This window comes from Jeotgalibaca dankookensis (genome assembly GCF_002005405.1).
GTDB lineage: Bacteria > Bacillota > Bacilli > Lactobacillales > Aerococcaceae > Jeotgalibaca > Jeotgalibaca dankookensis.
On the sequence record NZ_CP019728.1, the window covers coordinates 654816 to 676558 of the forward strand.

Sequence of the window (21743 nt, forward strand, 5' to 3'; positions counted from 1 at the left end):
ATGTAAACTTTTGTCATTTTTAAAAGATTTCTACATAAAAAAGTGTTAAAATGAGTAGTGATTTGGTAGAACATTACCTGAAAATATAAATAGAGTGTTTTTAAAATTCTTAATGAGGTGAATAATTTGAAACGTATTGCAGTTTTAACAAGTGGTGGGGATGCACCGGGAATGAATGCAGCCATCCGAGCAATTGTACGAAAAGGCATCTATGATGGCTTAGAAGTATACGGAATCAATTATGGTTATGCAGGAATGGTTGCCGGCGATATTCATCGGTTAACAGTAGACGATGTTGGGGATACGATTTCTCGTGGTGGAACAATTCTTTACTCTGCTCGCTATCCAGAATTCAAAGATTTAGAAGGACAGAAAAAAGGGATCGAGCAGTTGAAAAAGTTCGGTATTGAAGGATTAATCGTTATTGGTGGGGATGGTTCTTATCGCGGTGGAGCAGCCCTTACGAAATTAGGCTTCCCAACCATTGGTATCCCAGGAACGATTGACAATGACATAGTTGGAACGGAATATACACTTGGATTTGATACAGCCATTAATACGGTATTAGATTCTGTTGATAAAATTAGAGATACTGCAACAAGTCACGTGCGAACTTTTATCATTGAAGTAATGGGTCGCAATGCTGGAGATATCGCACTTTGGGCTGGTATCGGTAGTGGTGCGGAGAGTATTGTGATTCCTGAAATAGATTTTCGTATGGAGGAAGTAGTTAAAGAAATTAGAGCCGGTCGTGAGCGTGGTAAAAAACATACCATCATTATGCTAGCAGAAGGTGTGATGCAAGGAACTGAGTTTGCAGAAAAACTTAAAGAATACGACAATTTCCACACACGTGTAACCGTACTGGGACACGTCCAACGTGGTGGTTCTCCCTCTGCTCGTGACCGCGTTTTAGGTAGTTTATTCGGCTATAATGCTGTACAATTACTGGAGGAAGGAAAGGGCGGATTGTGTGTAGGGATTGTTGGATCTGAACTAGCCTATAGCGACATTTCTGAAACCCTAAATACCAAGCGTGATGTACCGTATCTTTCTTTGTATCAAATCAATAAAGAAATCTCATTTTGATTTTTACTTATAAACGAAAAGAGGAGTTTTATATATGAAAAAAACGAAGATTGTATGTACGATTGGACCTGCAAGTGAATCATTAGACACGCTGATTACCCTTATAGAATCGGGTATGAATGTTGCACGTTTAAATTTTTCCCATGGTGACCATGAAGAACATCTAGCACGTATCAAAAACATCCGCGAAGCATCTCGTATTACTGGTAAAATGGTTGGGATTCTCTTAGATACAAAAGGCCCAGAAATTCGTACCCATAATATGAAAGAGGGTAGTGTAGAATTAATTTCTGGACAAACCATACGTATTTCTATGACAGAAGTTGAAGGAACGAAGGATGTTTTTTCAATTACATACCCCGGACTAATTAATGACGTTGTTGTAGGGGATCACATTCTGCTGGATGATGGGTTAGTGGATTTAGAAGTTACTGAACTCGATCAAGAAAATGATCATATTGTAACAGTTGTAAAAAACTCGGGTCTTTTAAAAAATAAAAAAGGTGTCAATGTTCCGGGTGTTTCAACAGACCTCCCAGGTATTACAGAAAAAGATGCAAGTGATATTGAATTCGGTATTGCCAATGATGTTGACTTTATTGCAGCCAGCTTTGTTCGTCGCGCTAGCGATGTTTTAGCTATCACTGAAATTTTAGAAAAACATGATGCAACCAACATTCAAATTATTCCAAAAATAGAAAACCAAGAAGGTATGGATAATATAGACGAAATCCTTAAGGTTTCTCATGGTTTAATGGTCGCACGTGGAGACTTAGGAGTAGAAATTCCAACTGAAGATGTTCCAATTGCTCAAAAATTACTTATCCAAAAGTGTAATGCTTTAGGTAAACCAGTTATTACAGCTACGCAAATGTTAGACTCTATGCAACGCAATCCGCGTCCTACAAGAGCAGAAGCAGGAGACGTTGCAAATGCAATTTTTGATGGAACAGATGCAGTTATGCTTTCTGGTGAAACAGCAGCAGGAGATTATCCAGTTGAATCTGTTCAAATGATGGCTTCAATTGCCTTACGGACTGAAGAAGCGCTTGTGGGTCAAGATTCCTTTACGCTTAAAGCTTATTCAAACACAGATATGGCGGAAGCGATTAGTCAATCGGTTGGTCATACAGCGCGTAACTTAAATATTCAAACAATTGTGGCCGCTACTGAATCGGGTCATACAGCACGAATGATTTCTAAGTATCGTCCAAAAGCCCATATTGTGGCAGTGACCTTTACAGAAAGTCAAGCACGTGGGTTATCATTGTCTTATGGTGTTTATCCGTATGTGACAGAAAAACCAGACTCAACAGATGAAATGATGGATTTGGCTACAATTGTGGCTAAAGAGAGTGGTTTCGCTAAAGAAGGCGATCTAATTATCATTACTGCGGGTGTTCCTGTTGGCGAACGTGGTACTACAAACTTGATGAAGATTCAGCTGATTGGATCAAAATTAGCAACGGGTCAAGGAGTTGGAAACCAATCGGTTATTGGTAAAGCTGTAGTAGCACTATCCGCTGAAGAAGCAAATAGAAACGCAACAGAAGATTGTATCTTAGTAGTTAAGACAACTGATCGAGACTATATGCCGGCTATTGAAAAAGCAAGTGCCATTGTAGTCGAAGCTGGAGGTTTAACGAGCCATGCAGCTGTTATTGCGATTGCGCAAGGTATTCCTGTTATAGTAGGAGCGCAAGATATAACCAATCTTGTAACAGACGGGGAAATTATAACAGCCGATTCTCGCCGTGGTATCATTTACCGAGGAGCAACTACTGCTATCTAATCATATAAATTGATTGAAACTGAGAAGAACACTTTTAGTGTCATCTTCTCAGTTTTTATTTATACGAAATGATTTTAAAGATAACATTTGAAAAGTTATATGTTAAAATAAAAGCAGACACATTTCGGCCTAAGTGTAGAATAAATAAGAGGATCCTCAGATATGGATCCGCTTGGAGGAAAGATAGATGAATAAAGATTTGGGAACCGTCATAACAGCGCTTATTACTGACGAAAATGAACAAGCTTTTTTTGCTCAAAAAAATGGTGTCACTTATCGCTTGAATAAAAGTGAAGAAAACGACCAGTTGCAAATTGGTGATACGGTAGAGGGTTTTGCCTATGAATCAATGAAAAAAGATTTAACAATTACACCTACAATACCAAATAGTCAAGTTGACCAATATGGGTGGGGAACAGTTGTAGATGTACGCAAAGACTTAGGCGTTTTTGTTGATATTGGTTTACCTGATAAAGAAATTGTCGTTTCATTGGACTATTTATCAGATATAAAAAGTTTATGGCCTAAAAAAGGTGATCAATTAATGATTGCTTTAACCGTAGATGAAAAAGATCGTATTTGGGGAGAGTTGGCTGATGAAGAGGTCATGCGTTCAATTTCCAAAATCCCTCAAGCTGACGGTTGGCAAAATAAAGATGTTACCGGAACGGTATATCGTTTGAAGATGGTAGGAACTTTTGTCCTAACCGATGATTATCATATTGGTTTCATCCATCCAACAGAACGGGAAGTAGAGCCGCGTTTAGGTGAAAAAGTACAGGCACGTGTGATTGGGGTTAGCCCACATGGTATGTTAAATCTATCACTTAAACCACGTGTTCATGAAGCTTTAGAAGGGGATGCTCAAATGATTTTGACCTTACTTGAACAAAGTCCGACGCATTCATTACCTTACTATGATAAAAGTGATCCAGACACAATCCGTGATTATTTTGGGATTAGTAAAGCTCAGTTCAAACGGGCGCTGGGCAGATTGATGAAAGAAAAATTAATTGTCCAAGAGGATGGACAAACAAAGTTAATCAAAAATAAAGAGTAAGTAAAAGTAGGTTTCAAATATGAATGATAAAATTCAAGAATATTTGCACCATTTACGAATTGAACAAGGGTTAGCAACGAATACCATTCAAAGTTATAAACGCGACTTAGAAAAGTATGAAGGCTTTCTAAAAGATAACCATATTAATCATTTTTCAGAGGTTACCAAAAAAAACATTCTCACTTACCTAACCTATCTAGATAGCCAAAAATTAGCTGCTAGTTCTATTAGTCGGATGATTTCAGCTCTACGCCAATTCCATAAGTACTTAATTCAAGAAAAAACAATTCTAATCAACCCGATGGATGATATTCGTTTACCTAAAAAGAAACAATCACTACCAAAATCGTTAAGTTTTGAAGAAATAGAGCGTCTACTGACAACGCCAGATACAAAAACCGATTTGGGATTACGTGATCGTGCTATTTTAGAAGTGTTGTATGCAACAGGATTACGCGTGACAGAACTGATAACGTTGACTTTGAGTGAGGTACATTTAGAGCTGGGCTTTGTCCAATTCATTGGTAAGGGTGATAAAGAAAGAATTGTGCCTTTAGGTGAAGAAGCTATCTATTGGGTAGAAGAATACTTGTCCACCAGTCGGCCCAACCTAGCAAAGGGTCGAACGCCGAGTCCACATCTTTTTTTAAATTTCCACGGGCATGGGTTTAGTAGGCAAGGAATTTGGAAGAATTTAAATGGTATGGTTAGACAAGCAGGTATAACTAAAAATGTTTCACCACATATGTTGCGCCATTCATTCGCCACGCATATTTTAGAAAATGGTGCAGATTTACGGGTGGTTCAAGAATTGTTGGGCCATTCTGATATATCAACCACTCAAATTTACACACACATTAGTAAAGCACGAATGGTAGAGTCCTACCGTCAATACCATCCTCGTGCTTAAAAAGGGGAGTTTTATATGAAAAAATACAAACGTATACATGTAGTTGTAATGGATTCTGTAGGGATTGGAGAATCTCCTGATGCAGGAGATTTCGGAGATTTAGGAGCTCATACTCTGGGCCATATCGCAGAAACAGCAGGATTAAATGTTCCTGAAATGGAAAAGTTAGGTTTAGGCCATATTACAAATATCGAGCAAATTAAAGCAGTAGAAGAGATTAAAGGTTACCACACAAAATTAGAAGAAATATCTGTTGGTAAAGATACCATGACAGGGCATTGGGAAATAATGGGGTTAAATATTGAAACGCCATTCCGCGTTTTTCCAGATGGGTTTCCTGAAGACTTAATCAACCAATTAGAAACTTTTTCAAACCGAAAAATTGTTGGTAATAAACCAGCAAGTGGAACAGAAATATTGGATGAATTAGGCGAGCATCAAATGAAGACGGGGGACTTAATTGTTTATACCTCTGCAGACTCAGTTCTACAAATTGCTGCTCATGAAGAGGTTATCCCGCTAGAAGAGTTGTACAAGATTTGTGAATATGCACGTGAGATTACTTTAGAAGATCCTTATATGATTGGACGCATTATTGCCCGTCCTTACCTTGGTAAACCGGGAGATTTTAAACGAACCAGTAATCGTCACGACTACGCATTGAGTCCCTTTGGAGAAACTGCCATGGACCATTTAAAGAATGCTGGTTTAGATGTAATAGCGATTGGTAAAATTAGTGATATTTTCAATGAACAAGGCGTTACCGATTCAGTTAGAACAAAGAGTAATATGGATGGCGTTAATCAGTTTATTAAAGTTCTAGATCGCGATTTTACAGGAATTAGTTTCTTAAACCTTGTTGATTTTGATGCCGTTTATGGACATCGTCGTAATCCACAAGGATACGCTGAGGCAATTGAGGCGTTTGACAGTCGTATTCCAGAAATATTATCACATTTAAGAGAAGATGATTTATTGCTCATCACCGCAGATCACGGAAATGATCCGACTGCGCCAGGGACAGATCATACTCGTGAATATGTACCATTACTAGCTTATAGTAAATCAATGACAAAATCAGGTAAGTTACCACAAGGTTATTTTTCTGATATCGCACAAACCATAGTTGATAATTTCGACGTTAAACCAACTGAATATGGTAAAAGTTTTTTAAATAAATTAGTTTAATAACACGAAAAGGGGCAAATAACAATGACAATTACAATTGAAAAACTGACACAATCAACTGATTTTTTAAAGGAAAAAGGCTTTGAAAATCCTGAAATCGGCCTTATATTAGGTTCCGGATTAGGTGATTTAGCTGATGAAATTAAAGATGCAATCGCTGTTCCATACGAAGAAATTCCTAACTTTCCAGTATCAACTGTTAGTGGACATAAAGGACAGCTTGTTTATGGCACGCTAGAAGGTAAAAAAGTTATTGCTATGCAAGGTCGTTTCCATTATTACGAAGGTTATCATATGCAAGAAGTAACTATGCCTGTACGTGTTATGAAGATGTTAGGTGTTCACACCTTAGGTTTGACTAACGCCGCTGGTGGGGTAAATATGGGCTTTACACCAGGAGATTTAATGCTAATTACTGATCATATCAATTTTACGGGTCAAAACCCCCTAATTGGAATTAATTATGATGAGATTGGTCCGCGTTTTCCTGATATGAGTGAAACTTACAGTAAAGAATATCAAGAACTAATTAAAAAAACAGCAAATGAAATGGACGTTACCTTAAAAGAAGGTATTTATATGGGGTATACAGGGCCTACTTATGAAACACCGGCTGAAATAGAAATGTCACGTACGCTTGGAGCAGATGCCGTCGGTATGTCAACCGTTCCAGAAGCCATTATTGGTCGACATGCTGGATTAAATATTTTTGGTATTTCATGTATTACAAACTTAGCAGCGGGAATGCAGTCTAACTTAAACCACGAAGAGGTTGTGGAAGTAACCACACAGGTTAATAAAACGTTTAAATTACTTATTAAAAAAATTCTGAAAGCTATATAGAATTAAGCGACACTATTGTATTTGTAGTTCATTCCTCTATGTGTTAAAGTAGCCTATGGTCACTAAATGGGATAATTTATTTCAATAATCGTATAGATGTGAGGAGAAAAGCGTGCTTATTTCTTATAATCAAAGCTATGAAAAAATTGCAATGGGACTATTGTCCTATATTGAAGATTTTAAATCTGTTGAGCGTTTACGCGAAGCAATGGATAATTATATACAATCAGAAGATCGTACTCTATATTTGTGGAAAGACGGAGAAACCGAGAATATCGTCGGTATTGTTGGTGTTGAACACAGTGATGTAGTCGTTTTAGTTCGACATATAGCAATTAATCCTTCTTTTCGTCAAGAAGGAGTCGTTTACCAAATCTTGGATAAATTACAAACTAGATTTCCTGATTTAGCAATCAATGGTACCTTAGAAACGGTACCATTGATTACTAAATGGGCTCAAAAAAATAACCAACTCGATAATACGGTGTGTGAATAATGCTAGAAAAGCCAGATACATTAACAATCAAGCTTGAAGCCTTCGAGGGACCCTTAGATTTACTACTTCATCTGATCAAAGAGCTGAAAGTAGATATTTTAGATATTCCTATGATAGAAATTACCGAACAGTATCTCCAATATCTTCATGCGATGCAAGAGTTAAGTCTTGATATTGCTGGAGATTATTTGTTGATGGCTGCTACTTTAGTAGAAATCAAAAGTCGAATGCTTTTACCAAAAAAAACAATGTTAATAGATGAAGAATTTTATGAAGATGGACAAGATCCACGCGAAGAATTAATTCGACAGTTGGTTGAATATAAACGTATACAAGAAGCAGCGAAAGTATTAAAAGAAATGGAAAATGAGCGTGGCGATTACTTCACCAAGTTGCCAGCAGAGTTAGAAAATTTTCGTCATGCTATCCCGCTCAATCCTGGGGAAGTGACAAAAGAAGATTTATTGGTTGCTTTACAAAGAATGTACGTGCGCTTACAAAAAAGAGCACCTTTACAAGTAGAAATGGATAAAGAAGTATTCTCAGTTGAGGAAACGATGGATGACATTATGGAAGAGTTCAATCAAAAGTTCGAAGAAAATCAACTTCAAATTCCCTTTACTCATTTTTTTGAAAAAAATGCTTCAAAAAAAGCAATTGTCAATACCTTTTTAGCTATGTTGGAATTAGTTAACCAAAAGAAAATTTGGTTTAGACAAGAGGTTCTTTATGGAGAAATCTTTTTAGAACGATTACTTGGGAGTGTTTTATAATCATGGAAAAAATAGCTGCACTGGAAAGCCTCTTATTTGTTACGGGCGATGAAGGCATTAGTCTAGAAGAACTTGCAAGCCTACTAAATATTACAAGTTTAAAAGCTCATAAGTTAGTGGCAAGCCTTAGGCAACGCTATGATAGCGACAACAGCTCTGGCCTAACTATTATCGAAGCTAGAAATCGCTATCAAATGGCTACTAAGCGGCAATATTCAGAAATCATTCGTAAATATGCCGTGTCACCTTTTATGTCTCAATTATCTCAAGCTGCTTTAGAAACATTGGCAATTGTTGCGTATCGACAACCTGTCACAAGAATTGACATAGATGATATCCGTGGTGTTCAATCTTCTAGTCTACTCCAACGTTTAATGTTAAGAGGATTAGTTAAAGAGCTCGGGCGAGCAGAAACGCCTGGTAGACCTATCCTTTACGGGACGTCTGACTACTTTATGAATTACTTTGGATTAAAAGATATCAATGAATTACCTGATGCAGAGGCTTTGTTCGACTTGCAAGAATCTGACATTTTTGATTTATTTATGCAAGAAGAAGTAACAAAAAATGAAGAACAGTAATGGGGAGATAAAATGGAACGTCTACAAAAGGTGATTGCGCACGCAGGAATTGCATCACGAAGAAAAGCCGAAGAATTAATTGAACAAGGGCGCGTAACAGTTAATGGGAAATTAGTAACAGAATTAGGTGTCAAAGTGTCATCTCGTGACAAAGTTGAGGTAGATGGACTACCAATTTATCGTGAAGAACCAGTTTATTATCTATTTTATAAACCAAAAAATACTCTTTCAGCAGTTTCTGATGAATTTGATCGGACAGTTGTAAATGATTATTTCCCCAATGTAAAAGAGCGTATTTATCCTATTGGAAGGTTGGATTTCGATACTACCGGTTTATTGTTGATGACAAATGATGGAGAATTTGCCAACTTATTAATGCATCCACGCTATCATGTTGAAAAAACTTATGTTGCAAAGGTGAATGCTATTCCAACCCGTGAAAACTTATTAAAGTTAGAACGAGGCGTTATAATTGATGGCAAAAAGACTTCTAAAGCAAAAGCACGGTTAATTTCGCAAAATACCAAAAAAAATTCAGCAGTTGTTGAGTTGACCATACACGAAGGATGGAACCATCAAGTGAAAAAAATGTTTGAAAGTATTAATTGCCCGGTTGTTAAATTGAAACGTGAAAAATTTGCTTTTTTAACATTAGATAATCTCCAACCTGGTATGTCACGGCCGCTAAAAACTTTTGAAGTTGATAAATTAAAAAATTTAGCCAAGCAAAGTATTGATAAATAAAAAGTACCTAACTAAGGAAAGGAGGGGTGCGTGATGAGCTCAAAAACAACCATATTAATAGTGGACGATGAAGAGCGAATCAGAAAGCTTCTTAATCTTTACTTAGTTAAAGAAGGCTATCGGACTGAAGAAGCTTCAGATGGGACTTCTGCTATTCAGATGATGGAGAGCAAAAATTATGACTTAGTCTTATTGGATATTATGTTACCGGGTATGGACGGATTAGAAGTCATTAAAGAAATCAGAAAAACCAAGGACACGCCTATCATCATGATATCAGCACGAGGTGAGGAGAACCATCGAGTAGAGGGATTTCAATCCGGTGCAGATGATTATATTGTTAAACCCTTCAGTCCAAGAGAAGTAATGTTGCGTGTAAGTGCGCTTTTAAAACGAACCAAAGTAGAAGAAAAACAAGTAGAAATTATTAAATATTCACAGCTAGAAATTTATCCAGAATCTCGGCTCGTTTTAGTTACAAGCCAACCGGTAACATTAACCCCGAAAGAATTCGACTTAATTTTATTTTTATCTCGGAATCCCGAACAAATTTTTACACGTGAAATGTTATTAAAAGAGGTTTGGTGTTACGATTTTTTTGGAGATTTACGTACGGTTGATACACACGTAAAAAGATTAAGAGAAAAACTGCAAAAAAATTCTGTCTTAGCTGCAAAAATGATTGTAACGGTATGGGGAAAAGGTTACAAATTTTCACCAATTGAAGGGGAGTAAAGACAGAGTTCTCTTTGGTTAAAGGATGGTAGAAATGAAGAGAAAAGATAAAATCCTTCAAAACAGAATTTTTTTAGTTCTAATTATTTTTTTCGTGTTATTTCTTTTTAATTATATGAATAAAAAAAATTTCCAAGAAACAGTGGAGTCAGATTCATTTAAAACAGTTGAATGTTCGATGCGATATGCTGAAAAATATCTGATGTCTCTTAACAATGCAGAACAAGAAGGGCAAATTATTTTTCAACCAGATGTGAGCGTTATTTTAGTCTCAAAAGGAAACACGTTTGAATTAAACAAATTAGTAACTGATCAAGAACATTCGCGCTATGTTCAAACAGAGTTTTTGTCTATAGGCAAGGGAAAAGATTTGCTGAATATACCGCAAACAAAAGCAAACCAGTACGCCTTAAAGGATGATAATCATCAGTTGCGAACATTCATAGCCCTCTCAAGTAAAGTCGGTGATGATGTTTTAATCGTATCTAAAAATGTGTCTCATTATAAAACCTTTATAAAAAATAGCGAATTACTATTTTTAGGACTATTAATCGCTTCTATTATTATGATTACAATTTATACGATTCACCAAAGACGTTATTTCTATTCGCCAATAGAGGAGCTAACAGACTTAGCTTATGAATATTCGGAAAATAACTTTAGTCATCATAAAGAAACTACCTCAAATGATATGATTGGCCATTTGGAAACAGCAATCAATAAGCTAGGTAAGGTACTTGAAACAAATAGTCTGATGAATAAAAGAGAACGCGAATTAATGACGCATATTTATGACTCACTTGACATTGGAATCATCTATGTAACCAAAGAAAATATTGTTTTCCCCTTTAATGTAGAAGGGAAAGACTATTATACCGCTTTCATAAAGAGTGACGATCAAGAAAAAAGAATAAAAGATTCTTATCGCAAACTCATCCATGAAGCCATTGTTAATAAAAAGAATAGTCATATGGAAGTTCAACAAAATCATCTGATTTATGATTTAGAATTTTCTCCCGTAGCCTCGCTAACAGGAGTTGTTATTTTCATTAAAGACATAACAAGCGCCAAACAATTGCTATCTATTCGTGAAGATTTAATCACAAATGTTTCACACGATTTGCGAACGCCATTGGCAACTATCCAGGGTTACAGTGAAGCCATAAAAGATGATATCGCGGAAACCATTCAAGAAAAAAATGAAATGGCTCAGATTATCCACGAGGAAGCGAGTCAAATGAATCATATGATCACCCGTTTATTGGAAGTGTCGTCTATTAAGGCGGGAGAATCTACTGTGAACAAAAAACCCGTTCACTTAGCGGAATTTTTTAATGGTGTCATGCATCGTTTTTCACAAACCCTTAAAAGCGAAGGAATCCAGTGTGAACTCGAGATTGCCTATAACATTAGCTATTTTTCAATGGACGCTGATAAAATGCATCGTGTTTTTTATAATTTAATTGATAATGCCATTAAGTATGCGGCTGATCCTCGTACACGAGAATCGCGGTTTATTAAAATAACCGTTAACTTCGATGGATTAATCGATGAACTATTCGTTACTGTCTCTGATAATGGAATTGGTATCAGCAAAGAAAGTATTCCGTATATTTTCGAACGTTTTTATAAGGATGATAAAGCAAGAACGAAACCGAAAACAAATGGCTCAGGAATCGGGCTTTCAATTGTTGAAAATATTATCAAAGAACATAGTGGAACAATAAGCGTTAAAAGTCTCCCCGATGTAGGAACTTGTTTCATGATACGCTTACCACTTTTGGACGATACCATAGAATAAAACTGAATTTAATTCAAGAGTTGATTAAATTATCCAAATGCTATATAGTTATCTATGTATAAAAAATATAAATATGAAACGTCTTCAGGGCAGGGTGAAATTCCCGACCGGTGGTAAAGTCCACGACCTCATATCAAACGCAACGTTGATATGGGCTGAACTGGTGAAATTCCAGTACCGACAGTAAAGTCTGGATGGAAGAAGATTAGGTTTCTTTGGTATAAATATAACCAAAGAGCTTATTTTACCCTGTTTGGTTTTTACGCAGGATAAGTAAGCTCTTTTTTGTACCTAAGAAATACTTCTCTGAGATAGTTTCAACAGGAGGATTTCATATGTTAAAAGGCAAGACACACAGGATTGTTGGGATTTCACTATTTGGAGCGCTCGCATATATTTTAATGCTGTTTGCATTTCCAGTAATCCCTGCTTTCTCTTATTTAAAAGTAGACTTTAGTGATGTTTCACTACTTATTTCCTTTTTAATTTACGGGCCAGTTGGTGGATTTATGTCGACATTAATTCGGACCATTTTGCACTACATCCAAACGGGTGGGGATATGGGGTATCCGATAGGAGACATGGCAAGTTTGCTCGCATCCGTTTCATATTGTTTACCTGTTTATCTGATAGTGAAACGAGCTAAAACAAAGACCGGCTTGATTACTGCTCTATTTGTGGGTACTTTAACTATGACCATTGTTTTAACTATTGCCAATTGGTTTATTATTACGCCTCTTTATTTGTATATTTTAAATTTTAGTGTTGGAAATTTGAGAGATTACATTGTAATAGGGGTCGTACCCTTTAATATTATTAAAGGGCTCATTATAAGTGCTGCCATTTTAATTATATTACCGAAATTGAAACCTTGGCTTGTTAAACAATATAAGTTCATGGCAATAAAATAGTTTCAACCAGAAGGAGGGTGGATTTTTGTCTCAACCTTTCTTTTTTTATGATAGTTTGTCAAATTAAGTGCAACACCTCTTCCATAAAGACCTCGTGAGGCGTTCGGTAGCCAAGACATTTTCTTGGTCTATTATTAATCAGGTACAAAGCTTTTTGAAGTTCTTCCTGTTCCACATGATCAAAGTTGGTTCTCTTCGGAAAGAACTCCCTCAGGAGTCCATTACTGTTTTCATTGCTTCCTCGTTGCCAAGAAGAATAAGGATCTGCGAAATAAACAGGGATGCTTAAGTCTTCTTCAATGACAGGATAACAGCTGAATTCCTTTCCTCTGTCTGTCGTAAAACTTTGGAAGGCAGTTTCAGGAAAAAGCGTAGTCAGTTTTCGTATAGCCCCTTCCATTGAGGAAGCGGAACGGTTGGGTATTTTGATGGCGAGGTACCAGCGGCTTTTCCTCTCTAGGAAAGTAGCAACGCAACCTTTTGCCTGTCCGCGTCCTGATACGACGGTGTCCAGCTCCCAGTGACCGAAGGTCGTTCGCTTCTTGACGTCTTTTGGTCGTTTTGAAATAGAGGTTCCGATATTGAATCTTCCTCTGGTTTCTTTTGGTTTCTGTCGTTTGCCTTTTTGTCTCAGAACGGACAATGGAACTTGTAAGAGACCGTAATAGAGCCAGCGATAGATTGTTTTGAAAGAAATTTTCCCTTGAAATAGCCGGCCTACAATTTGTTCTGGAGACCAGGTAAGAGTTAGTTTTTCCTGAACCTTTTCTTTGATTTCAGAAGTCAACTTTGATTTTGCTCCACAGTTCGCTTTCTTTTGTTTATAGCGTTCCTGTGCCTGATCACACTGATAATATGGGTTCCTGTTCAGTTCCCGTGAAACAGAAGAAGGGGCACGACCAAGGATTCGAGCGATCCGGCGGATCGAAAAACCTAGATCACGAAGCGTTTCTATTTTTGAGCGTTCGGCTATGGTAAAATGAGTGTAGCTCATGGCGAGTCCTCCAGTCGAATGTTGTGTGGTAACTCCATTCTACACGAGGTCGTCATGGGTTTCTTTTATTTTACCTAGGTGTTGCACTTAATATTACAATTCATCTTATATTATCAACTAAATGGTGTGTCTGAACGCATAATTGCCCCGGTAGGACAACTCCTATAAGCTTTTTTAAAAGGCAGTGTGTCTTCTTTAGCTAAGGGATATGTGCCTGTATTATTGTCTTTTTTTGTATAAGCAATCCCATTCTCATCATATTCATAAATATCTGGTGCAATAAGTTGGCATAGCCCACAAGCGATGCACCGTTCACGATCTATTTTGGTATAATACATAAAGAACACATCCTTTTATTTATATCATTCAAATGAGGTGTCATGATTGGAACTAACATATATAGATTATCTTTTTTTAGATTTATTTTCAATAGACGAATCTCGAAAACCTAACACACTCTATCATGTGTTAAACGGAAAACGAACCGTATCGGTCCTCCTTCAAACGATGAAGATGGATTTGACAGCTTTTTTCCATTTATTCCCCAAGTTAACATTAACAGATTTTGAAAGTCATATTAAAGAGTTTCAAAAAAGAAAATTAGTGACCGAAAACTATTGTTTAACTCAAAAAGGCTTGGAAGCTAAAAGAATTTTTTTTAGAACACATCGGCAAGTGGTAGAGAAGCAAAGATTAAAATATGCAAGGGTACTTCCTCAATTTATTTCTCGAACTCTCTTTTTAACACAAGTATTATCCGAGTTAAGGTATCAAAATAAAAATTATTTACCAATCCAAGCTCGTGCATCAGAACAGTTGTGGATAAAATCTTTTTTAGACAAAAATCGTTTGGGAAAAGATGAAATTGGGAAGCAGTTTGGTATTGAATGGCTTGAAATTATAAAAAAATCGCAAATAAAGCAGCCACCTTTATTTTTAGAACAATTAGAAGGGCATGATAAATCTAGAAAAACATGGCGACAAATAGCGATAGATAATCATCTAGACGAAAGCGAATTATATGTTTACTTTCAAGAAGATTGGTTGAAGATTATTACTTGTATTGAGGATAATGAGCTTTTTTTTCCTCTATTTACAGCTATTTTAAAGGAACTAACGCATAAAGCAGGCTTGTGTTCAACTAGCGCCCAAGAAACCTATCAGCTTTGGGTTCAAGGTCGCTCTGCGCTGGATATTGTTAGAGAAAGACGATTAAAACCTAGTACCATTAATGATCATTTTACAGAAATTGCGCTCTTCTACAGAGATTTTCCTTTTGAACAATTTTTGACAGTTGAGCAAATACAATTTGTCGAACACAGACCTTCCCCAAATAGTAATTTGACGCATGAAATGATTAAGGAGCGCTTCCCCGACATACCTTTTTTTCAAAGCCGTTTGATGCAAGTGAAAGGAGATTCAATTAAATGGAGGAAACAGATTTAATAAAAAATCTAAAAGAGTGGTTTAACTTTGATCGTTTTCGAGCTGGACAAAAAGAATCAATCGAAACCATTTTAAATGGTGAAAATACGTTAGCTATTCTTCCGACTGGAACAGGTAAGTCGCTTATATATGAATATTGTGGTTATGTCACTGAGGGACTTGTCCTTATTGTCTCACCTCTCCTATCACTAATGGACAACCAGGTTCTCCAACTAAATCAAGCAGGTGAAAAGCGAGCAGCCGCTTTAAATAGTATGCTAAACCTTGAAGAGCGGCGGTTAATTGAAAAACGTCTTGACTACTATAAATTTTTATTTGTATCCCCAGAAATGTTGCAGTCTAAATGGTTGGTTCAGCGTTTAAGTCGCCTTAAAATCGCTTTATTTGTTGTAGATGAAGCTCACTGTATTTCGCAATGGGGACTCGATTTTAGACCGGATTATCTCTATTTAGGTAAAATTAGAGAAGAACTAAATAATCCTTTGACACTCGCTCTAACGGCAACAGCACCCCAAGAAGTTATTGACGATATTTTAAAAACACTAAATTTAGACCCTACCGATACTGCCGTTTACCAATCAAATCCAAATCGGGAAAATATTTATTATGATTTCCGAGAAATAGAAGACAACGATAAGGATACTGAATTGTTACAACTAATAAATGATTTTCCAAATCCTGGTATCATTTATTTTTCCAGTAAGGTAAAGGCTGAACGAATATGTCAATTATTGAGAGAGAATACGGAGCAAGCAGTTGATACTTACCATGCTGATCGTTCAATAGAAGATCGAAAAATTATTCAAAGACAATTTCTAAATGGAGAATTAGATATTATTTGTGCAACTACTGCCTTTGGTATGGGAATTAATAAAAAGAACATTCGTTTTATTATTCATTATCATATCCCAAATTCTATAGAAGAATATTTACAAGAAACTGGTCGAGCTGGTAGAGATGGCTTGCAGAGTATTGCGGTACTTCTTTATTCTAAATCAGATGCGGTATTTAAATTTAAAAAAATGAAAGAAACACAATTAAACGATAATATTATCACGATGAACGATAAGAATGAATCACTTGAACCGTGGGGGCTATCTGATTCCGATCTAGCGATGCTCCAAGTCATTAAAGCGCGGCATTTAAGCAAAGAACAAGCAAAAAGCCTGATTAACCAACGCCTAGAAAAAAGAATCAGTAAATTTGTAGCTATGGGACAATTAGCCACGCAGAATAGGTGTAAACGAGAAATGATGTCTATTTATTTTAATCAAAAGAATGATCCGGTGCAAATATGGTGTTGCTCATTTTGCCAATCAGATATACAATCATTGGTGGAAGAAATGCAATTGATTTCACAACCGAAAAAAATTCAAATTAATTATGAAAAAAAATGGGATCAAGTCATCAAGGAACTTTTTATTCTGTAGTGTCTTTATTTTCAAACCATAAATATGCTACAATTAGTTCGAAGATTATTAGGGGGGGATTTTTAGTGAGTAAGAAAAAAAACAATGATAAACCGTGGTCGCGTCGATTCGATGAGGACGAAAAAAATAATAGTAATAATCAATTTAGATCGGGTCGCAAATCACAGGATAAGGAAGTGGCTCCTTTGTATAAGGTGTTACTGTTTTTGTTCTTAGCTCTGCTCATTATTCCTTTCGCTACCTATTACTGGAGTACGCAGACACGTGCAAACCCAAATCCACAAACGGCAGACCAAGTGATGATTAGTAAGAAAAGTAGTGAGTCAGAGTCTGAAAGCAGTAAGTTAGTAAGTTCAGAGTCTGAAAGCTCTGCTAAATCGAGCGCAAAAGAAGTAGAACCAGCATCGAGTGAAGAAGCTGAAAATAATGAACCAAGTACTCCTGTTGTTGAAACGGAACCAGAATCATCAGCAGAAACACCTAAACCAGAAGAAGTTGTTGAAGAGCCGGTAGAATCCGTAGAACCACCTGTTGAGGTTGTCGAAGAAACGCCGGAACCCTTAACTGAAGAATACTCCAACACGTATACTGTTCAACCCGGAGATAATTTGTATCGAATTGCTTTGAATCATGGGATGGATGTGGATGTGCTTAAAGAAATTAATGGCATTTCATCGAATGAGATTGCTGTAGGTACCGTTTTAAAAGTACAATAAATTTGAGCTTCGAGGTCCACGTTTAGCGTGGACCTTGCTCTATTTGCAGGAGGATAAGAGTGGAACAATTTAATATAGCAATAGATGGCCCAGCCTCAGCTGGTAAAAGCACCATTGCCAAGCAGGTAGCAAAAGAATTAGGTTTAACATATCTAGATACCGGTGCAATGTACCGAGCACTAACTTATATGGCATTGGTTCATAAACTGAATTTAGAAGATGAAACAGCATTATTGAATTTATTAGCAGATACAGAAATTTCGTTTCCTTCTAACCAAGGTATGCAACATGTGTTTATAAATAAAATGGAAGTAACTGAGGTTATTCGTTCTAAAGAAGTGACACAAAATGTAAGTTTAGTCTCATCACATAAAAATGTCCGCAAAAAAATGGTTTCCCGACAACAGAAAATTGCACAACAAGGGGGAATTGTTATGGACGGACGAGACATCGGGACCGTTGTTCTCCCAAACGCTGCTCTCAAAATTTATTTGGTAGCTTCTGCTGAAGAACGTGCGCTGAGGAGATACCGTGAATCAATTGAAAAAGGCATGCAAGTATCATTAGAAGAATTAACTGCAGATATGATTGCGCGTGATAACTATGATATGAATAGAGAGGCATCACCTTTGAAAAAAGCTGAGGATGCTATTGAAATTGATTCCACAAATTTATCAATCAACCAAGTAGTTGAAATGATATTGGATTATGCAAAAAACTATCAAAAAAAGGTTAAATGAAGCTTTAAAATGGAGATAACTGGACGATGTATGATCAAAATGTTAAAATGATTATATACGAAGTACGTTTGCATACAGAAGTTTTATTAAAATCTAATAAATTACTTCTGTATGAGAAAAATGCTTTCAAGGAGGAAATGTCATATGTCAGAACACAATGAGAATTTAGAAGAAAAAGAAGAAATGACACAAAGTACTACAGAAAACGGAGAAATGACAATGGATGATATGTTAGATGCCTATCCACCATTAGAAGTCGGTGATACCGTTCAGGCTGAAATATTAGCAATTGAAGACAATCAAGCGATTGTAGGAATCAAAGATCGCGGAGTCGAAGGAGTAATTCCTTATAAGGAATTAGCAGCTAAGCCTTTTGATGAAGTAACTGAGATTGTTAATGTCGGTGATGTAGTGGATGTTGTTGTTATTAAACAAATCAAGGACAAAGAGAACGGCAGCTATTTGTTATCTAAACGTCGTGTAGATGCAAAAGCTGTTTGGGAAGAGATTCAAGAAAAATATGATAATGAAGAATACATTGAAGCACCTGTAAAAGATGTTGTTAAAGGTGGACTAGTCGTGGATGTTGGTGTACGTGGATTTGTACCCGCGTCTATGGTTGAAGCTTTCTTTGTTGAAGATTTTTCGGAATACAAAGGAAAAACAATGAAATTTAAAATCATTGAATTAGAACCTAGTGAAAACCGTCTTATCCTTTCTCATAAAGCAATTGCACTTGCTGAAAAAGCCGCTAAAAGTGTTGAGCTTATGGCTGAAATTTCTGAAGGTGATATCATTGAAGGAACCGTTGCACGTTTAACTAATTTCGGAGCCTTTATTGATCTTGGTGGTGTGGATGGTCTCGTTCACATTTCTCAAATTGCCCATGAACATATCAAATCTCCGGGTGATGTTTTAACAATCGGTGAAAAAGTGAAAGTAAAAGTTTTATCTGTTGATGTTGAAAAAGGACGTGTTTCTTTAAGTATTAAAGACACACTACCTGGACCATGGGAGTCAATTGAAGAAAAAGCACCAATTGGTTCTGTTCATACTGGTACAGTAAAACGCTTAACAAGCTTTGGAGCTTTTGTTGAAATATTCCCAGGGGTAGAAGGTCTCGTTCATATTTCACAAATTTCCCACCAACACATAGCAACACCACATGAAGTGCTAGAAGAAGGTCAAGAAATTGAAGTGAAAGTTTTGGATGTTAAACCAGAAGAAAATCGCTTGTCGTTAAGTATCAAAGCGTTACAAGAAAAAACCAATGATACGCCTGTTAAAGAAAAGACAATTGAGAAGTATGAAGCATCTGAAGATGATGATTCAAAATTCACTTTAGGTGATTTACTAGGTGATCAATTGAAGGAATTGCAAGACCAAGATGAAGAATAACATTTTTAAGAACTAAAATAGTTTTAAATATTAAAACGGACAACCCCGAGTGATTGAATCCAATTTACTGTAGAAGAAACAGTTGGATTGATCCTGCGTCGGGGTTACGTTTTTGATTATAAATCGAGAGTAAGAGCTTAGTAATTGGCTGTGACTTCTGTCTCAGCCTTATTTTTAAGCTATCAATTATTTAAGGGAGTGATGAAAATGCCAAATCCTGTTTTAGCAATCGTCGGAAGGCCAAATGTTGGAAAATCAACCATTTTTAATCGATTAGCGGGAGAAAGGATTTCCATCGTTGAAGATATTCCCGGAGTAACACGTGACCGTATTTATGCTCAAGGAGAGTGGTTAGGTAGAACGTTTGATGTTATCGATACTGGTGGTATTGATATTCTAAATGAGCCTTTCATGTCTCAAATTAAATTACAAGCACAAGTAGCGATGGAAGAAGCAGATGTAATCCTGTTTTTGACAAGTGTTAGAGAAGGTGTAACAGAAGCTGATGAAAATGTAGCGCGTTTGCTATACAAATCCGGTAAACCAGTTATTTTGGGTGTCAATAAAGCTGATAATCCAGAAATGCGTGCAGATATATTTGAGTTTTATAGTTTAGGTCTGGGTGACCCGTATCCGATTTCAGGAAGTCACGGTTTAGGACTGGGTGACATGTTAGATGCAGTAGTTAATGAATTCCCTTCAGCTGAGGAATTAGAAGAAGAAGATGATTTAATTAAATTTTGTCTGATTGGACGCCCGAATGTGGGGAAATCTTCACTGGTCAACGCTATTCTAGGAGAAGACCGTGTTATTGTTTCTTCAATTGCCGGAACCACACGTGATGCGATTGATACAACCTTTGAAGATGAGGAAGGCGCTCGCTTTACTATGATTGATACAGCCGGAATCAGAAAAAAAGGTAAAGTAACTGAGAGTACCGAAAGATTTAGTGTTATGCGTGCCTTACGTGCCATTGACCGCTCTGATATCGTCCTAGTCGTTTTGAATGCAGAAGAAGGAATTCAAGAACAGGATAAGAAAGTTGCTGGTTACGCACACGAAGCAGGCAAAGGTATTATTATTTTAGTTAATAAGTGGGACAAAATTGAAAAAGATAACCATACAATGAAAGAATTCGAAGAAAAGATTCGAAATGAATTTCAGTACTTATCTTATGCTCCGATTCTCTATGTTTCTGCACTTACAAAGCAACGATTGATACATATACCTGCAAAAATTAAAGAAATTAGTCAATCACAAAATCGTCGAATCTCATCGTCGGTGTTAAATGACGTTTTAATGGATGCGATTGCGAGAAATCCGACCCCTACTGATAAGGGTAGACGATTGAAAATTTATTATGCGACTCAAGTCTCTGTTAAACCACCAACCTTTATTTTATTTGTGAACGATCCTGAGCTCTTGCACTTTTCTTATGTGCGATTTATCGAAAATCAAATCCGAAAAGCCTTCGAGTTTGAAGGGACACCGTTCAAGGTAATTGCTCGTCAAAAGAAATAATCATGAGAAATGTATCAGAAACAGTGATAATCATTGCAGTGATAGCTTTTCTGTGATATTCTTTATAAGAAATAACCAAAACAAACGGTATTTCAATTACTATTTTTGGACCACTCAAAAATAGTTTTCATGTTGTTATATCATAAGAGCATGGATTTTCTTTTTAGCAGGAGGTGAAAACACAATATGGCAAATAAAGCACAATTAATCGAAAAAGTTGCTGAAAAAACTAACCTTACTAAAAAGGAAGTTACAGTTACTGTAGATGCATTGTTTGAATCTATTCAAGAAACTTTAGCAACAGGTGAAAAAGTTCAAGTTATCGGATTTGGTAACTTTGAAGTTCGCGACCGCGCAGCTCGTAAAGGACGTAACCCACAAACTGGGGAAGAAATCCAAATCGCTGCAAGCAAAGTACCTGCATTCAAACCAGGTAAAGCGTTAAAAGATGCAGTAAAAAATTAATTTTAAAAAAAGCCAGAGACTTTGTCTCTGGTTTTTTTGTTTCTATCTTGTAATTTGCTACTAAAAAGGAAGTTTAAGAGCTAGGAATATTAGAATGTGTTAAAATGAAA

22 protein-coding genes and 1 riboswitch are annotated in these 21743 nt (G+C 36.5%); of the genes, 20 read left to right on the forward strand and 2 right to left on the reverse strand.

The window, feature by feature from the left end; translation table 11 throughout:
• Positions 1 to 126: 126 nt before the first annotated feature.
• The 13 genes from pfkA (at position 127) to BW727_RS03240 (ending at position 12923) form a co-directional block, all read left to right on the forward strand.
• Positions 127 to 1089: a 6-phosphofructokinase gene (gene pfkA / locus BW727_RS03180; protein ID WP_062472074.1), complete on the forward strand. Its 963-nt coding sequence runs from the start codon at positions 127 to 129 to the stop codon at positions 1087 to 1089.
• A 34-nt stretch (positions 1090 to 1123) separates the two neighbouring features.
• A complete protein-coding gene (gene pyk, locus BW727_RS03185; protein ID WP_062472072.1) occupies positions 1124 to 2881 on the forward strand; it encodes a pyruvate kinase in 1758 nt (585 codons plus the stop codon).
• A gap of 187 nt (positions 2882 to 3068) precedes the next feature.
• A complete protein-coding gene (locus tag BW727_RS03190; protein ID WP_062472069.1) occupies positions 3069 to 3941 on the forward strand; it encodes a CvfB family protein in 873 nt (290 codons plus the stop codon).
• Between the two features lie 19 nt (positions 3942 to 3960).
• The gene (gene xerD / locus BW727_RS03195; protein WP_062472065.1) at positions 3961 to 4851 is read left to right on the forward strand and encodes a site-specific tyrosine recombinase XerD; all 891 of its coding nucleotides are present in this window, start codon (positions 3961 to 3963) and stop codon (positions 4849 to 4851) included.
• A gap of 15 nt (positions 4852 to 4866) precedes the next feature.
• On the forward strand, positions 4867 to 6039 hold the full coding sequence (deoB, locus tag BW727_RS03200) for a phosphopentomutase (RefSeq protein ID WP_062472062.1): 1173 nt from the start codon (positions 4867 to 4869) through the stop codon (positions 6037 to 6039).
• A gap of 24 nt (positions 6040 to 6063) precedes the next feature.
• Positions 6064 to 6882, forward strand: coding sequence for a purine-nucleoside phosphorylase (locus tag BW727_RS03205; RefSeq protein ID WP_062472059.1), 819 nt, complete (start codon positions 6064 to 6066; stop codon positions 6880 to 6882).
• 112 nt (positions 6883 to 6994) lie between these two features.
• Positions 6995 to 7378 (forward strand): GNAT family N-acetyltransferase, encoded by a 384-nt coding sequence (locus BW727_RS03210; RefSeq protein WP_062472056.1) that lies wholly within the window; start codon positions 6995 to 6997, stop codon positions 7376 to 7378.
• Complete coding sequence (locus tag BW727_RS03215; RefSeq protein ID WP_062472053.1) at positions 7378 to 8151, forward strand: segregation and condensation protein A; 774 nt, start codon at positions 7378 to 7380, stop codon at positions 8149 to 8151. The genes BW727_RS03210 and BW727_RS03215 overlap by 1 nt, the downstream gene beginning before the upstream one ends.
• Before the next feature lie 2 nt (positions 8152 to 8153).
• A complete protein-coding gene (scpB, locus tag BW727_RS03220) occupies positions 8154 to 8732 on the forward strand; it encodes an SMC-Scp complex subunit ScpB (RefSeq protein WP_062472050.1) in 579 nt (192 codons plus the stop codon).
• A 12-nt stretch (positions 8733 to 8744) separates the two neighbouring features.
• Complete coding sequence (locus BW727_RS03225) at positions 8745 to 9476, forward strand: pseudouridine synthase (RefSeq protein WP_062472047.1); 732 nt, start codon at positions 8745 to 8747, stop codon at positions 9474 to 9476.
• 33 nt (positions 9477 to 9509) lie between these two features.
• Complete coding sequence (locus BW727_RS03230; protein ID WP_062472044.1) at positions 9510 to 10211, forward strand: response regulator transcription factor; 702 nt, start codon at positions 9510 to 9512, stop codon at positions 10209 to 10211.
• A gap of 34 nt (positions 10212 to 10245) precedes the next feature.
• Positions 10246 to 12012, forward strand: coding sequence for a HAMP domain-containing sensor histidine kinase (locus BW727_RS03235; protein ID WP_062472041.1), 1767 nt, complete (start codon positions 10246 to 10248; stop codon positions 12010 to 12012).
• Positions 12013 to 12088: 76 nt separating this feature from the next.
• Positions 12089 to 12222: riboswitch (FMN riboswitch) on the forward strand.
• Between the two features lie 125 nt (positions 12223 to 12347).
• A complete protein-coding gene (locus BW727_RS03240; RefSeq protein WP_062472038.1) occupies positions 12348 to 12923 on the forward strand; it encodes an ECF transporter S component in 576 nt (191 codons plus the stop codon).
• Between the two features lie 58 nt (positions 12924 to 12981).
• Here the strand turns inward: BW727_RS03240 and BW727_RS03245 are convergent, their stop codons facing one another.
• Entirely contained in the window at positions 12982 to 13917 is a 936-nt protein-coding gene (locus BW727_RS03245; protein WP_077795672.1) for an IS30 family transposase, read from the reverse strand.
• Between the two features lie 113 nt (positions 13918 to 14030).
• On the reverse strand, positions 14031 to 14255 hold the full coding sequence (locus tag BW727_RS03250; protein WP_062468463.1) for a ferredoxin: 225 nt from the start codon (positions 14253 to 14255) through the stop codon (positions 14031 to 14033).
• 46 nt (positions 14256 to 14301) lie between these two features.
• Here BW727_RS03250 and BW727_RS03255 point away from each other — a divergent pair, with 46 nt between their 5' ends.
• The 7 genes from BW727_RS03255 (at position 14302) to BW727_RS03285 (ending at position 21633) form a co-directional block, all read left to right on the forward strand.
• Positions 14302 to 15363, forward strand: a complete 1062-nt coding sequence (locus tag BW727_RS03255) for a YpbB family protein (protein ID WP_062468465.1) — start codon at positions 14302 to 14304, stop codon at positions 15361 to 15363.
• On the forward strand, positions 15345 to 16793 hold the full coding sequence (locus BW727_RS03260; RefSeq protein ID WP_062468466.1) for a RecQ family ATP-dependent DNA helicase: 1449 nt from the start codon (positions 15345 to 15347) through the stop codon (positions 16791 to 16793). The genes BW727_RS03255 and BW727_RS03260 overlap by 19 nt, the downstream gene beginning before the upstream one ends.
• Before the next feature lie 65 nt (positions 16794 to 16858).
• A complete protein-coding gene (locus BW727_RS03265; RefSeq protein WP_062468468.1) occupies positions 16859 to 17509 on the forward strand; it encodes a LysM peptidoglycan-binding domain-containing protein in 651 nt (216 codons plus the stop codon).
• Between the two features lie 59 nt (positions 17510 to 17568).
• Positions 17569 to 18249 carry a (d)CMP kinase gene (gene cmk / locus BW727_RS03270; RefSeq protein WP_062468470.1) on the forward strand — a complete coding sequence of 227 codons (681 nt, stop codon included), beginning with the start codon at positions 17569 to 17571 and terminating at the stop codon, positions 18247 to 18249.
• A 144-nt stretch (positions 18250 to 18393) separates the two neighbouring features.
• A complete protein-coding gene (rpsA, locus tag BW727_RS03275; RefSeq protein WP_418268843.1) occupies positions 18394 to 19647 on the forward strand; it encodes a 30S ribosomal protein S1 in 1254 nt (417 codons plus the stop codon).
• A gap of 207 nt (positions 19648 to 19854) precedes the next feature.
• Positions 19855 to 21168: a ribosome biogenesis GTPase Der gene (gene der / locus BW727_RS03280; protein WP_062468497.1), complete on the forward strand. Its 1314-nt coding sequence runs from the start codon at positions 19855 to 19857 to the stop codon at positions 21166 to 21168.
• Between the two features lie 186 nt (positions 21169 to 21354).
• Positions 21355 to 21633: an HU family DNA-binding protein gene (locus tag BW727_RS03285; RefSeq protein WP_062468472.1), complete on the forward strand. Its 279-nt coding sequence runs from the start codon at positions 21355 to 21357 to the stop codon at positions 21631 to 21633.
• Positions 21634 to 21743 lie beyond the last annotated feature (110 nt).

What these genes read in the sequence shown, in the direction of transcription:
- pyk (WP_062472072.1), top strand. Translation starts at nt 1,124, where the DNA reads ATGAAAAAAACGAAGATTGTATGTACGATTGGACCTGCAAGTGAATCA.
- BW727_RS03190 (WP_062472069.1), top strand. Translation starts at nt 3,069, where the DNA reads ATGAATAAAGATTTGGGAACCGTCATAACAGCGCTTATTACTGACGAA.
- xerD (WP_062472065.1), top strand. Translation starts at nt 3,961, where the DNA reads ATGAATGATAAAATTCAAGAATATTTGCACCATTTACGAATTGAACAA.
- deoB (WP_062472062.1), top strand. Translation starts at nt 4,867, where the DNA reads ATGAAAAAATACAAACGTATACATGTAGTTGTAATGGATTCTGTAGGG.
- BW727_RS03205 (WP_062472059.1), top strand. Translation starts at nt 6,064, where the DNA reads ATGACAATTACAATTGAAAAACTGACACAATCAACTGATTTTTTAAAG.
- BW727_RS03215 (WP_062472053.1), top strand. Translation starts at nt 7,378, where the DNA reads ATGCTAGAAAAGCCAGATACATTAACAATCAAGCTTGAAGCCTTCGAG.
- scpB (WP_062472050.1), top strand. Translation starts at nt 8,154, where the DNA reads ATGGAAAAAATAGCTGCACTGGAAAGCCTCTTATTTGTTACGGGCGAT.
- BW727_RS03225 (WP_062472047.1), top strand. Translation starts at nt 8,745, where the DNA reads ATGGAACGTCTACAAAAGGTGATTGCGCACGCAGGAATTGCATCACGA.
- BW727_RS03230 (WP_062472044.1), top strand. Translation starts at nt 9,510, where the DNA reads ATGAGCTCAAAAACAACCATATTAATAGTGGACGATGAAGAGCGAATC.
- BW727_RS03235 (WP_062472041.1), top strand. Translation starts at nt 10,246, where the DNA reads ATGAAGAGAAAAGATAAAATCCTTCAAAACAGAATTTTTTTAGTTCTA.
- BW727_RS03240 (WP_062472038.1), top strand. Translation starts at nt 12,348, where the DNA reads ATGTTAAAAGGCAAGACACACAGGATTGTTGGGATTTCACTATTTGGA.
- BW727_RS03245 (WP_077795672.1), bottom strand. Translation starts at nt 13,917, where the DNA reads ATGAGCTACACTCATTTTACCATAGCCGAACGCTCAAAAATAGAAACG.
- BW727_RS03250 (WP_062468463.1), bottom strand. Translation starts at nt 14,255, where the DNA reads ATGTATTATACCAAAATAGATCGTGAACGGTGCATCGCTTGTGGGCTA.
- BW727_RS03260 (WP_062468466.1), top strand. Translation starts at nt 15,345, where the DNA reads ATGGAGGAAACAGATTTAATAAAAAATCTAAAAGAGTGGTTTAACTTT.
- rpsA (WP_418268843.1), top strand. Translation starts at nt 18,394, where the DNA reads ATGTCAGAACACAATGAGAATTTAGAAGAAAAAGAAGAAATGACACAA.
- der (WP_062468497.1), top strand. Translation starts at nt 19,855, where the DNA reads ATGCCAAATCCTGTTTTAGCAATCGTCGGAAGGCCAAATGTTGGAAAA.
- BW727_RS03285 (WP_062468472.1), top strand. Translation starts at nt 21,355, where the DNA reads ATGGCAAATAAAGCACAATTAATCGAAAAAGTTGCTGAAAAAACTAAC.